The sequence below is a fragment of the Pseudovibrio axinellae genome (assembly GCF_900110875.1).
In the GTDB taxonomy this organism is placed as follows: Bacteria; Pseudomonadota; Alphaproteobacteria; order Rhizobiales; family Stappiaceae; genus Pseudovibrio; species Pseudovibrio axinellae.
The window spans coordinates 39,974-52,973 of record NZ_FOFM01000011.1 but is presented as its reverse complement, the minus strand read 5'-3'; the positions used below and the strand labels follow the sequence as shown (position 1 = coordinate 52,973).

Annotated in this window: 9 protein-coding genes; 7 read left to right on the top strand and 2 right to left on the bottom strand. The window is 50.1% G+C overall.

From position 1 onward, the window contains the following. Nucleotides 1-9: 9 nt before the first annotated feature. The 6 genes from BMZ51_RS18920 to BMZ51_RS18895 all read left to right on the top strand — a co-directional run bounded on the left by BMZ51_RS18920 (nucleotide 10) and on the right by BMZ51_RS18895 (nucleotide 9,687). On the top strand, nucleotides 10-2,685 hold the full coding sequence (locus tag BMZ51_RS18920) for an arsenate reductase (azurin) large subunit (protein WP_068010850.1): 2,676 nt from the start codon (nucleotides 10-12) through the stop codon (nucleotides 2,683-2,685). A 108-nt stretch (nucleotides 2,686-2,793) separates the two neighbouring features. After that, nucleotides 2,794-5,160, top strand: a complete 2,367-nt coding sequence (locus tag BMZ51_RS18915) for a HEAT repeat domain-containing protein (protein WP_068010849.1) — start codon at nucleotides 2,794-2,796, stop codon at nucleotides 5,158-5,160. A gap of 126 nt (nucleotides 5,161-5,286) precedes the next feature. Next, a complete protein-coding gene (locus BMZ51_RS18910) occupies nucleotides 5,287-6,252 on the top strand; it encodes an aldo/keto reductase (protein ID WP_068010847.1) in 966 nt (321 codons plus the stop codon). Nucleotides 6,253-6,888: 636 nt separating this feature from the next. After that, on the top strand, nucleotides 6,889-7,581 hold the full coding sequence (locus tag BMZ51_RS18905; protein WP_068010844.1) for a FadR/GntR family transcriptional regulator: 693 nt from the start codon (nucleotides 6,889-6,891) through the stop codon (nucleotides 7,579-7,581). A gap of 117 nt (nucleotides 7,582-7,698) precedes the next feature. Further along, on the top strand, nucleotides 7,699-8,721 hold the full coding sequence (locus tag BMZ51_RS18900; protein ID WP_068010842.1) for a DmpA family aminopeptidase: 1,023 nt from the start codon (nucleotides 7,699-7,701) through the stop codon (nucleotides 8,719-8,721). 12 nt (nucleotides 8,722-8,733) lie between these two features. Beyond that, entirely contained in the window at nucleotides 8,734-9,687 is a 954-nt protein-coding gene (locus BMZ51_RS18895; protein WP_068010840.1) for a phosphotransferase enzyme family protein, read from the top strand. 28 nt (nucleotides 9,688-9,715) lie between these two features. Here the strand turns inward: BMZ51_RS18895 and gad are convergent, their stop codons facing one another. Next, a complete protein-coding gene (gad, locus tag BMZ51_RS18890) occupies nucleotides 9,716-11,092 on the bottom strand; it encodes a glutamate decarboxylase (protein ID WP_068010838.1) in 1,377 nt (458 codons plus the stop codon). 180 nt (nucleotides 11,093-11,272) lie between these two features. Between gad and BMZ51_RS18885 the strand changes: the two genes are divergently transcribed. Further along, on the top strand, nucleotides 11,273-12,382 hold the full coding sequence (locus tag BMZ51_RS18885; protein ID WP_068010836.1) for an ATP-dependent DNA helicase: 1,110 nt from the start codon (nucleotides 11,273-11,275) through the stop codon (nucleotides 12,380-12,382). A gap of 36 nt (nucleotides 12,383-12,418) precedes the next feature. Here BMZ51_RS18885 and BMZ51_RS18880 read toward each other — a convergent pair whose 3' ends face one another. Beyond that, nucleotides 12,419-12,811, bottom strand: a complete 393-nt coding sequence (locus BMZ51_RS18880) for a hypothetical protein (RefSeq protein WP_068010834.1) — start codon at nucleotides 12,809-12,811, stop codon at nucleotides 12,419-12,421. Nucleotides 12,812-13,000: the final 189 nt, after the last annotated feature.

Below are 13,000 nucleotides of genomic sequence, written 5' to 3'. Positions count from 1 at the left end.
GGAAATACCATGTCAACTCCCTACTATATTCCCGATACAAACATCCCGCTGCCACCGGTAGATGCTGATGTTTTGACCACCGCTTGCGATTACTGCATCGTTGCATGTGGTTACAAAATCTACCGCTGGCCTGTTAAAGGCGGCAAAGTAGGTGGCCAGATGGCTGCTGAAAATGCCTTTGGTGCAGACTTCCCGGTTGATCCGCTTGGTCCGTGGGTTGCTCCTAACCAGTACAATATTGTACTGCATAAGGGCGAACCACACCACGTCATTATCATTCCTGATAAGGACACCAAGCACGTCAACGTCAACGGTAACTCCTCCATCCGTGGTGGTGCGCTGGCGAAGAAGGTTTACAACCCTCAGACACCAACTCGCGATCGTTTGAAGTCACCAATGATCCGCATGTTCGGCACTTTGATGCCGGTCACCTGGGATCTGGCTCTGGAAGTTGCTGCGGAAGTTGGTAAGCACACTATCAAGAAGCACGGTGAGAACGCTTTTTGCGTGAAAACATTCTCCTACGGCTACATGGAGAACACCTACGCAATCTCCAAGTACGCGCTGCGCTCTGTTGGTACTGCGAACTTCACATTCCATGACACTCCGTCTGATGTGACGTCCACCCCAGGCTTCCGTGATGCAGGTTTCGATAACTTCGGCCCATCCTATCAGGATTGGAAAGATGCAGAGACACTGCTGATCTGTGGCACTGACCCTTACGAGTCCAAGACCATTTTGTTCACTGACTGGATTATGCCAGCCATTCAGAACGGTCAGAAGGCTATCTTCATGATCCCACGCCGTACTGCGGGTGTGGCTTATGCGGAGAAGAATGGTGGTTTGTGGCTTGATATCCAGCCAGGTACTGACCTTCTCGTTGTGAATGCGATTGCTCGTGTGATCATCGAAAACGGTTGGCAGGATGCTGAATGGATCCGCGACTGGGTTAACAATAAGTGGGAAAGCTCTTCAGGCTTCGGTCAGGGTACTCGTAACACTCCTTGGCAGTGGCGTACCACTTGGGGCAAATTCCAGACCAATGGCTACGATGACTTCGTCAAGTGGCTGATGGCTCAGGATGAGTTCGAACCAACAGCGGCTGCTGAAACTGCTCAAATTGATGTAGAGAAGATCTACAAGGCTGCTGAGTGGATGGCAAAACCTCGTGATGATGGCTCCCGTCCTAAGACATCCATCATGATCGAGAAAGGCTTCTACTGGTCCAACAACACCGGTAACACCAATGCGATTTCTTCTCTTGGTATTATCACCGGTTGTGGCGGTCGCCCAGGTCAGGTTATTGGCCGTGCAGGTGGTCACCAGCGTGGTGGCTTGAAGGGTGGTTCTTACCCACGCAACAAGTCTCCTGAGAAGCTTCCGGGTCGTCGTCGTCGTGCGATGGATACTGACCGATATCTCATGAGCGGCCACACCCGCTTTGCGCACGTGATTGGTAACACCTGGATTCAGTCCATGTGTGGCTCCCAGTCTTTGTCTGCAAAATTTGAAGAACTGACTGTGCAAAATCCGCATCAGATCCGTTCCTACGACAAGCAGACAATTATCGACACACTGAAAGCACGTGTTGATAGTGGCGGCATGGTTGTCGTGAACCAGGACATCTACCTTGTAGATCCGATTGGTGCACGCTTTGCAGACATCGTCTTCCCAGCTTCTGGTTGGGGCGAAGAAAACTTCACCCGTGCAAACGGTGAGCGTCGTCTGCGTCTGTATCCAAAATTCTACGATGCACCGGGCGAAGCTAAGCCAGACTGGTGGATTGTTGCAAATCTTGCGAAGAAAATGGGCTTCAAAGGGTACGATTGGAAAGACTCCAACCAAGTCCTTGAAGAAGCAGCCCGCTTCTCCCGTGGCAGCCGTAAAGACTTCTTTATGCTGAAGGTTGCTGCGCAGAAAGAAGGCAAGACTCTTCACGAGAAATTTGCAGAATTTGGAACTGACGGCATTCAGGGTCCGGTGGTTATGTTGGAAGATGGCACCCTTCAGGGTACCAAGCGCCTGCATGACACCACTCGTGAGCTGCCAGAAACCGGACCTGCTGGAGCAAACCGCTTCAACAAGAAGCTCACTCACTTCAACTCCCAAACGGGTAAGTGTAACATCCAGAAAAGCCCTTGGAGCCTGTTCTCCGATTACTGGGCATGGATGAAGCCGAAAGAAGACGAGCTTTGGATTACCTCCGGTCGTATTAACGAGCGTTGGCAGTCTGGTTATGATGACCGTCGTCGTCCTTACATCGTACAGCGCTGGCCTGAAAACTGGGTAGAACTCCACCCAGAGGATGCTGCCGAGCGTGGCATCGAAAACGGTGACTACGTGATGCTCTACTCTGACCGTATTCCGGTTCAGACAGACACCACAGTTGGCGTTGAAGGCGATGACTTCACCTTTACCAAGTTGATGGATGAAGGCCATATTGAACTGACCGAAGGCGCAATTACTGCGGTAGCAATTGTTACCCCAGCGCTGAAAAAGGGCATGCTTTACATGGACTTCCTGCACACAGCCCAGCCAGCCAATGCGCTTTCTGGCCGTGTAGTCGACTGGATCAGCGGAAACTACAACTACAAGATGGGCGTTGGCCGGATCAAAAAGATCGGCACATCCCCATACAAGGATAGCTTCCGTTCTATGTCTTTCGCACGACGCGATATTGCATAAAACAACTGGAGCTGGCGGGGACTTCCCGCCAGTTCTTTTCCGTTTGTGCAAAGGGGTAGGCGAATGTGTTCCCTTTTGCAGAAGTGGACTTGAGGAGAAGAGCCAGTCATGACGGTTTCAACCATCCGTATGGATCAAGGTTTTGCTATTGAGCAAACAGAAGCGACCGAAAAACTTGTAAAAATCCTGTGTGAGTTGCTTGCGAATGGTGAGGAGCGTGAAAAATGTTTTTCCGCTCAGGTGCTTGGAAAGTTTGGTGGTTCTGCTGCACACAGCGCGCTTGCTGATGCACTGCGCGATGAGGATGAGGACGTCCGTAGCGATGTGATCGCCGCTCTTATTTCGGCAGGAACAGGGTTGGATGCTGAAGTCCTGCTTTGGAGCTTGCAAAATGATCCAGTTCTTGAGGTCAAGCTTGCAGCCATTGAAGGGCTTGCGATTGTTGGCGGTCCAGTTGCGGAAGAGTGGCTAACAAAGCTTGCTAAAGAACGTTGCGAAGAAGACGTAGCTTGGGACGGCTATGGAGCTGAGTGGGATGATTGGCTGGATGTTCAGCGTAAATCGATCTTGGCACTTGGGACGCTGAAATGTGACGGATCTGCCCCTACGTTACTAGAGGCTGCGCGCGATCCATTTGGTCAGGAAATCTGGCCAGAAGTGACGATGGCGCTCTCCGACATGGGAGTTGCTGGTCTGCTCGAACTGGCAGTGCTAGCGACAGATTCTTCAGCTCGTGTTCGTGAACATACGGCGCGTGCGCTTTCGACAGCACAAGATGAGCGCGTGAGTGAGATCCTTCAGGTTTTATTCGCTGATGCTGATCCAGATGTGCGTGTGGCCGCGGCTGAAGTGATGATGGCACGCGGTGATGAAGCTGACCTTGCTGTGCTTCTGGCTGATAGTGAGCCGCAAATGCGCCGGCTGGCCCTTAAAGCGCCGGGAAACCTCTCCTACGCCAAGCTTGAGAAAGTTGCTTTCGAAGATGACGAAGAGACCTTGCGTGTCATGGCGCTGGAGCAGCTGGCTGACTGTGATATTGCCAAGCCTGACGCCCTGAAAGAGCGTATCGAATGCTCCCTGCGTGGTGCAAGTGAGGTGTTTGTTGCTGCCTTGATACCGGTTATTGCCAGGTTGGAAGGTGAGGAAGCTGCGACGATGCTGGCAGAGATTTTTGCGCATCGTAAAGAAGAGGCGGTGCTTAAAGCATTCATAGTGCTTCATGGAAAAGTGCCAAGTACTGAAGGCTTTGGTGTCCTTCAAGAGCAGGTGACAAGTGCAGTTCAGGAAATTCGGCTTGCTGCTTTAAACTCTCTTGCCAAGCTTGCAGAGGGCGAAGGAGATTTCGCTGACAATGCGGCGGTGCAACTTGTATGGGCTGCTTGCGGCAAACTCCTGCCTGAAGCGCATGAGCAAGACATTTTAGATAGCGCGAAAGAGAAAGATCCTTCTGAACTTGGCATTAACGGGAAGGGTGAGCGCAAGAAGCCTCGTATTCAGATCGACCGTGAAGGCAATGTGATTGAGCCTGCGGCGGCTGACGAGGAGGAGCTTGCAGATGAAGCTGTTGCGGCGAAAGATCTCGTTGCCAAAGTGACATCCGGTGCTGCCGATTTGGTTTCTGAAGGTGTGCCTGACAACGTGCCTGAAGGGGCGATTGAAAGCGCTGAAGACCTTCCTGAAAATGTTGTTGCGTTCCCTGGCTCTACCCTTGGTTCAATTCTAAACACGGACGACGAGCTGGAGAAATTGGCGGAAGAGCCGGTTGAGCTTGGTAAGAAAGACATGCATTTTCTTGAGCTTGCGAACGAGACAATCGAGAAAAAGCGCGTCGTTCCGGGCCGTCCAGACGACCCGGCGTTGGATATTCGCCTGCTGGCTTTGCGCATTTGCGGAGATGCGAAACGTCGTGAGCTGATCGATGCATTGGTAATTGCATTGGCAGACCGTAAAATGCAGGTTCGTTTTGCAGCTAGCCAAAGCCTTGTTCACTTGGCTGGTAACGGGGTCCTGCTCTCTGAAGAGGCTGTTGAGCAGATTCTTGCGTTGCCACCGGAAAACGACGTTGCTGTGCGTGCAATGCGTGTTCAGTTGCTGGGGCATTCCACCAACCCCAAGGCGGCTGCGTTTGTAGAAGCCAGCCTGAAAGATAGGACTGACGCCGTTGCTGCATCTGCTTTGAAGGTTCTTTCAGACAGACCTGGAGTCGATATCGATGTGCGCGGTTATTTGCAGAGCCCGCGCAGACGTTTGCGCGTAACAGCTTTGGAGCTTGTAAGCGCTCAGGTCGATACGGGCGCTTTAGATGACATATTTGAAGCAGCTCAAATGGAAAATGGTGTCCTTATTTCTGGGGCTGCAACTTGCTTGCGCTGCTATTCTTCTCAAAGTGTCATTGGAGCTGCTGCTGGATGGCTCGATGGCGGGATCTCTCGAAAACTCGCTGCTCTAGAGGTACTTAACAAATACATTGCCTGAGATCGCCTCGGGTGAATGCTAGGAAACCGTGCCGCAGAACAGGCATCGGTGTTTATCTGGCGTTGAATTAGTAGTAAGAAAACCTGCTCACATCTGTGAGCGGGTTTTCTTTTTTGAGGTTGCATCATGCGAACTAAAACACTTTCTACCGGTTATGAAATACCAATGCTTGGCCTTGGTAGTGTGAGCTTTGGTGAAGGTAAAACCTACCCTGCAATTCGGGCCGCGCTTAAGGCTGGGTACCGCCATATCGATTGCGCTATGATGTATGGCAACGAAGCCGACATTGGGCAGGCACTTGCTGATGCGATGCAGGAAGACGGTATTCGCAGGGATGAGCTGTTCATCACTTCTAAGCTTTGGAATAGTTTTCATAGGCCTGAGGATGTGCCTGTTGCGCTTGAAAAAACGCTCTCTGATCTACAGTTGGACTATCTGGACCTTTATTTGATGCACTGGCCTGTGGCTTTGAAAGCAGGCGTGAAGAAACCGCAAAGTGCAGAAGACTATCTTTCGTTGGAAGAGGTTCCGTTGATGAGCACGTGGCGGGCTCTGGAAGAATGCTTTGACGAAGGCCGGGTCCGTACAATTGGGGTCTCAAACTTTAGTGCGCATAAGCTGGAAGACCTGATTATGGAAGCCCGGGTTGTGCCCGCGGTTAATCAGGTTGAGCTGCATCCCTTCCTTCAGCAAGGTGAGCTGCGCTCTTATTGCATGCATAATAATATTGCACTTACTGCATACGCCCCGCTTGGCAGAGGCATTCCTGCTGAGCTAAGCGCAGACCAGAAGAAAGATGTTCTTCTGGTTCATCCTGTGATCGAAGAAATTGCAGAAAAACACGGGGTAAGCACGTCTCAGGTGCTGCTGAAATGGGCCATCGAGAATGAGATTATTGTCGTGCCTAAATCAGGTGATCCAGGCAGGTTAGCTCAAAACTTTGCAGCCCTTGAATGTGAGCTTGATGAACACGACATGTCGCGTATTGCAGCCTTAGATAAGAACCACCGGTTTGTTCCTGGAGAGGGATATTTCTTGTCTGGCAGCCCTTACACTTGGGAAAACCTTTGGGACGAGCCGCGCCCAGTATAAGTAAGGCGGCTTGGCTTTGATCTGAAGTGATCAAGCTTTGTTTTGATGCGTATTCCTCACAGCGACGCCGTGCTGAGTAAGGAGGATACGCATACATTCTTGCAGCATTATTGGCTCGCTCTTTCTTGGCGAGGATAATGGTCAAGTTGCAACAGGCAGCAATCCAACAAGCACCTGCATTCTATAAGATATTCTTGCTAGGACACCTTTTTAACTCAACTGAGCGTGAAAACCAGATAGAGTATGCCTACCAAAACGCTGGTTACTATCATTGTGCCGCCAAAATCGGTCGCTGCACATTGAATAGCTTTGAAAGGAAGTCGACGCATAATATTACCCCCCCGAACCTTGCAGAGACATAACGTCTCTGACAGATATATTAGAGGGTGGGTGGCAAATAAATAGACTACATAATGTCGCAGTGTCATAAGCAGACACGGTTGTTTATTTAGATGGTTTACTTGGTTTTCTCTTTAAGGTGTTGAGTTGTAATGTATTTTTATGAAAGATAAACTGTTTGGTGAAGAAAAAGTCGCGTTAGAGTGGCAAGCTTGTTAGGTTTGGCCCGGTGTTGTAAATTAATGGCATTCCAAAGTATTAAGTAGCTGACAAAACAAGAAAAATTGGAGTGTGAGGGTGGCCCGTCCAGCAAACCTCTCGAATGCGGTTTACGACAAGATGAAGGAAGCTGTTGATTGCGGGGAGTTTCCCGAAGGTCTCAAGCTTCCGACTGAAAATGCGCTTTGTGAACGTTATGGTGTTTCTCGTCCCGTTGTGCGTGGTGCAATGGAGCGGTTGCGCAAAGACGGGTACATTAAGACAGTGCGCGGTTCGGGAAGTTTCGTCATCAAGGAGCTTGTTACCCCAACGCAGTTTGCGCCCACACTTGGTGAATTTGCTATTTCCGGGATAGGCGATGTTATTCAATGCCAGGAAACCCGCATGGCGTTTGAGGGCGAGATGGCGGCGTTGGCTGCTGAGCGCTGGACGAAGAAAGAAATGGAAGAGCTGGAGGCAGCTTTGGCGCAAATTCACAGTGCTGGACTGGATTCAGCTAGCACCATTGATGGGGATATGAGGTTCCACACTGCTGTTGTGAAGGCTGCAAAGAATGAGTATGCGGCGGCTGTATACGAGCTGATGAAGCCGCAGATCCTTGTGGGAATGAACATGAGCAAAGGGCTTTACCCTCTGCTTCCAGAGTTTGCCCACCGTCATGGAATTGAGGAACACAAAGCCATTCTTGATGCCATTCGAGCGCGTGATGTAGACAGTGCGCGACGGGAGATGCGAAACCACATCGGCTTTTTTGGTGATCAATTTAAATAGGGACACGCGCCATGTATGGTGTTTGTTTGATCTTGGTGTCCTCTAGTTGTTTGTATTCAAAGGATCAAATAGGCTTGTTCTCAGCAGGGTAAATTGGGATCTGTGCTAGAGGTTGGAATGTTTCAGATTAAGAATATTGGATCTTTGCCAAGGGGCCAACGGAATACGATTTGCGACGTGCCAGGTGTTAAAGTTGGGCATGTTACGCTGGCAGATGGTGAGTGCCAGACTGGCGTGACTGCTATCACCACTCATGACGGCAATGCATTTGAGCTTAGAACTCGTGCGGCAGCTCATGTTTTTAATGGGTTTGGCAAGAGTGTTGGCTTGGTGCAAGTTGAGGAGTTAGGCGAGCTTGAAACACCAATCTTGCTGACAAATACGCTTAGCGTTGGGGCTGTGAGTGAGGGGTTGATTGAGCATACACTTGCCCAAACACCTGACATTGATTTGATGAAAGCGACAATCAACCCTGTTGTTTTTGAATGTAATGATGCTTTTCTAAACAAAATTAGTGCGCTTAAAGTGCGGCCGCACCATGTACAAACGGCTTTGGGGGCTGTTTCGCAAGACTTTGAGCAAGGGGCTGTGGGAGCAGGGCGCGGTATGTCCTGTTTTGGGCTCAAGGGAGGGATCGGTAGTGCTTCGCGAAGGTTGGAGCTTGGGAACGCTGCATATTATCTTGGGGCGGTTGTGCTTTCCAATATGGGACGGCTGCCTGATTTTACTCTTGCAGGACAGCATGTTGGGCCACAGATTGAAGCCAAGCTGGAGACAGATGAAAGTGGGCCGGAAAAAGGGTCTATTATCATAATCCTGGGCACGGATATGCCGCTGAGTGAACGGCAGCTGAACCGGGTTGCGCGAAGAGCTTGTGTAGGACTTGCACGAACCGGTTCATTTCTTGGTCACGGAAGTGGGGATATAGCTTTAGCATTCACAACAGCGGACCCAGTGGACACGAAAAGCAGAAAGCGCACGCACTCGGTGGAACAAATCGATGAGCGGCGCATTGACAGGGTGTTTCGAGCCGCTGCAGAAGCTACAGAGGAAGCTATCATCAATTCGATGTTGAATGCTGAACAGGTAACAGGTCGAGATGGCAATACGCGCTTTGCGCTAAGAGAATTTGGCGAGTAATGGGGGACGCAAATGAATAAGCAGGAAATTGAGCTCCTTGATGAAGCTTTTGCCTTGCCGGAAAATACAAGGTGGTCTTCTTTTGGCGAAGGCCATGCCAATGAGACCTGGTTGGGAGAAATAGAGGGTGAGGAACCCGTTGTTCTTCGTCGCCACAATCCAAACCGGACTGAAGCGCAAATCCTATCAGAATTTAAGTGCTTGGATTTGCTTCAGCCTATGATTAGCTACCGGGTGCCTAAAGCGCTTTATGGTGTCAATCAGGAGCGGGTGACGGAAGTTGAGGGCGCGCATTATTCTCTCTATGAATTGATTGAGGGAAAAACACCCGCACTGGATAACGTTGAGACTTGCGCACAAAGCGGCGCTGCTTTGGCGAGCCTTCACATTAAGCTCTGGGAGGAGCGAGATGCGTTTAGGTTTGCAAAGGAGGAGCGTCCAAGTGTTGATCGAGGTACTTTAGTGTCCGGGCAAATGCTTTCATCTGCATTGGCAAGAATGGAATCTGCGAAAAACCTTGATGCAAAATTCTTTGGTTCTCAGTTCTGGGCAGATGTAGAGACCGCGTTGACCGCTGCCTTAACCTCGTTAAGTGCTATGAGCGATACAAAGCACCTGGTGCATGGCGATTTTGGGCCACCTAACACTCTTGTGAGTGAAAAGACAGGTGAGCTGGTTGGTATTCTGGATTGGGATGAATGCCGCTGGGATGCGCCAATCTATGATGTGGCGGGTGTGTACCCTTTCCTATGCGAAATCGACACCACGCTTGGTGATGCTTTTGTAAATGCCTACTTTGTGGGCTTGCAAGGGTCGTCTCATCCACTGGCTTTGCGCGAGGACCAAGCCCGTGCGCTTATGGGCGCGGTGCATTATGTGGCCACTTACAAAGAACTTGAGCTGATGGTGAACAACCACCTGGATGAGCCTGAGTATCTGGCAGAGCTGCTGCAGCAGCTCGCCTAGATTATCGTGTTGGTTTCTCTCACGGGCATTAGCCGTGAGAGAAACTTGGCCCTGCGTCTGACCATTTGATGTTGTTCTTGCTTAAGTATTTGAGCGACTTACGGATATCTAAGAACAGTTGATCGACGGCATCATGGGAGACACCGTGTCGGACCATAATACGCTGGACGATTGTGTCCTCCATATCTGCGGGCAGGGGATAGGAAGCAATTTGCCATCCGCTCATGCGCACACGTTCTGAAAGGTCGTAGAGCGTATAGTGGGCTGCCTTAGGTTTTTTTAGTCGATAGCACACGCAAGGGAGTGCTCCTTTGCCGTTGTAGAGGATTTCAATTTCGGGCAAGTCTGCAAGTTTGCTTGCAAGGTATTGAGCATTTTCAGCACAAGCTGACTGTATCTCTCTGTAACCGATCCATCCTAACCGCATGAAATTGTAGTACTGGATGACAATCTGTCCACCTGGACGCGAGAAATTCAAAGCAAAGGTGGGCATGTTGCCGCCAAGGTAGTCTACATTGAACACCAGATCCTTCGGGAGCTCTGAACTGTCACGCCAAACAATCCAGCCCACGCCCAAAGGCGTTAAGCCAAATTTGTGTCCCGAGGCGTTGATGGATTTAATCCGATCCAGCCTGAAGTCCCAAAGAAGTTCTGGTTGCAGGAAGGGGGCCACAAAACCGCCTGAGGCTGCATCAACATGCACGGGAACATCTAGTCCGGTTTTAATCTGTAGCTTGTCCAACTCGTCACAAATATCTTTTACCGGCTCATATACGCCGGTAAATGTGACGCCGAGTGTTGGCACAACACCAATTGTATTCTCATCAACGTAGTCTTTGAGCTGATCTGGCTGGATATGCAAAGAGCCTTCACTCAAAGGTATCTGACGCAGTTCCACGTCAAAATAGCGGGCGAATTTGTGCCAGCACACCTGAACCGGTCCACATACGATATTGGGCTTGTCGCAGGGCTTGCCTTCTTTTTTCCTGCGGTCGCGCCAGGCCCACTTCAATGCAAGGCCACCGAGCATTGCTGCCTCTGAAGACCCAGTTGTTGAGCACCCAATGGTCTCTTCAGCTTCGGGCGAGTGCCACAGACTTGCAATCATATGGACACAGCGCGCTTCAATTGCAGCTGTTTGCGGATATTCATCCTTATCGATCATGTTTTTGTCGATGCAATCAGCCATAAGCTTATGGACTTCGTCTTCGACCCAGGTGGTGCAAAAGGTTGCAAGATTCTGTCTGGCATTGCCATCGAGATAAAGCTCATCGCGCACGAGGTTATAAGCCTCTTCGGGGCTAACACCGGTTTCCGGTATCTTGGTCTTTGCCAGGCCTTCTACTGCGCCTGCAGTTGCGTAGATATCTGGATTATCCCGGGTATTTATTTTCCATAATGGCATTGGCAGCGCTCCAAAACTGAGTGGTCACACTACCCCTATCGGTTGCCGTTGAATTCCACGTAAGTTTTGCTTGTGCAATTTGGAGTGTCCTGTTGACCTTTTTCAAAAAACGGGGGCGTTTCAGGCCAGCTTCGTTTATTACTCAGGTTCGTTTGAGAAAATTATCACAGGTGGTCTGGAATGGATTGGTCTCCGCAACAAGATGAAGCACTATCAGAAACAGCTCAGTGGCTGCGTTCTGGCGGCTCTCAGGTGTTTCGTTTATTTGGCTATGCGGGAACTGGTAAAACCACTCTTGCCCGCCATTTGGCCGAGGGCATTGACGGCGATGTTGCCTTTGGGGCGTTTACTGGTAAAGCAGCTCATGTTTTGCGCCAAAAGGGCTGTGCTGATGCTTCGACCATCCACTCCCTGATCTACCGGCCAAAAGGCACAAAAAAAGACGATAATGATGAGGATGACAGTCCTCAGTTCACGATCAACCGCGATAGCCCAGCTGCAAAAGTTGACCTGATCATTATTGATGAGTGTTCGATGGTGGACGAGGAGCTGGGGCGCGATCTGCTTTCATTTGGCAAGAAAGTGCTCGTTCTTGGTGACCCGGCCCAGTTACCCCCTGTGCGCGGTGGGGGCTTTTTCACCGAGGCTGAGCCAGATATCATGCTCACGGAAGTTCACCGTCAGGCGAAAGACAACCCAATCGTGAGATTGTCTATGGATATTCGAGATGGTGCGGAGTTGGATTTTGGCCAATATGGCGAAAGCTCTGTTATTTCGCGTCGCGAAATCGACAAGGAACGCATTCTATCTGCTGATCAGGTGCTGGTGGGAACCAACAAGACACGCCGTCTTTACAATAGTCGCATTAGGGACCTGAAAGGCTTTACGACCCAGATGCCGGCTGTTGGCGACAAGCTTGTTTGTTTGCGCAATGATAAAACCAAAGGCTTGTTGAATGGCGGGCTTTGGAATGTGCAGCGCTTGCGGCCACCTCGCGGAAACACACTTCGTTTTGATGTTATCTCTGAAGATGACTTAGCCAAAACAGCGATTAAAGTGAAAGTCCTGCCTGCTATGTTTGAAGAGGGCGGAGACCAGCTTTCTTATGCGATCCGTCGCCGAGCTGATGAGTTTGATTACGGCTATGCGTTGACCGTGCACAAATCACAGGGTTCTCAGTGGGATGATCTGGTCCTGTTTGATGAAAGCTGGGCCTTCCGCGAGCATAAAACCCGCTGGCTCTATACCGCTGTGACACGCGCGGCGAAGAAGATTACGGTGGTGCGCTAGAAAGAGCGCAGAGGACTTACTCTGCGCTCGCGTTTCTTACTTCACAGTGAGCTTGTAGGTGTGCCCGCCATGGGTATTGCGGGACCCGTTACCAAGTATTTTAAAATTGATGCTGGCTTCATCTTTTCCGCGATAGCCTTTGTTGGGCTTGTAAAAGACATAAACAGCATTAATTTTCTTGCCTTTGCAAATGGTATTTTTGCGACCAATCGGGCTGGTGGTTTTCTTGATTATCAGCTTACCGTGAGCGGGTTGCTTTCTAATCGTCACTTTCGGCATGGCTGAGGAACCACAAGTCGCGCGGTTAAAATAGCCAATAGCGTCGACTACTGCGCCCTTGTTCGCTGGAACCTCTTGTTTTTTGGTATCTGCTGTTGCTGACCCTGTAAGGGCGATCAGGGAAATCAGTGAAGCTATCAGAAAGCGCATAGGCTAATCTCTCAATGCAATGAATTAGTGAGAGCTAAAAGATATATAAAATTGTTATAAGCGACAACTTTAAATAAGTGGGGTATTGGAGTTTGTGGATTGGGCTCGATCTCATATGTAATCAGCATTTGAATGTCGGTGTATTCGGTCAGTTTTCCTGTTCAATGTGATATTTTCTTTGTGCGCATT

What these genes read in the sequence shown, in the direction of transcription:
- BMZ51_RS18920 (WP_068010850.1), top strand. Translation starts at nt 10, where the DNA reads ATGTCAACTCCCTACTATATTCCCGATACAAACATCCCGCTGCCACCG.
- BMZ51_RS18915 (WP_068010849.1), top strand. Translation starts at nt 2,794, where the DNA reads ATGACGGTTTCAACCATCCGTATGGATCAAGGTTTTGCTATTGAGCAA.
- BMZ51_RS18910 (WP_068010847.1), top strand. Translation starts at nt 5,287, where the DNA reads ATGCGAACTAAAACACTTTCTACCGGTTATGAAATACCAATGCTTGGC.
- BMZ51_RS18900 (WP_068010842.1), top strand. Translation starts at nt 7,699, where the DNA reads ATGTTTCAGATTAAGAATATTGGATCTTTGCCAAGGGGCCAACGGAAT.
- BMZ51_RS18895 (WP_068010840.1), top strand. Translation starts at nt 8,734, where the DNA reads ATGAATAAGCAGGAAATTGAGCTCCTTGATGAAGCTTTTGCCTTGCCG.
- gad (WP_068010838.1), bottom strand. Translation starts at nt 11,092, where the DNA reads ATGCCATTATGGAAAATAAATACCCGGGATAATCCAGATATCTACGCA.
- BMZ51_RS18885 (WP_068010836.1), top strand. Translation starts at nt 11,273, where the DNA reads ATGGATTGGTCTCCGCAACAAGATGAAGCACTATCAGAAACAGCTCAG.
- BMZ51_RS18880 (WP_068010834.1), bottom strand. Translation starts at nt 12,811, where the DNA reads ATGCGCTTTCTGATAGCTTCACTGATTTCCCTGATCGCCCTTACAGGG.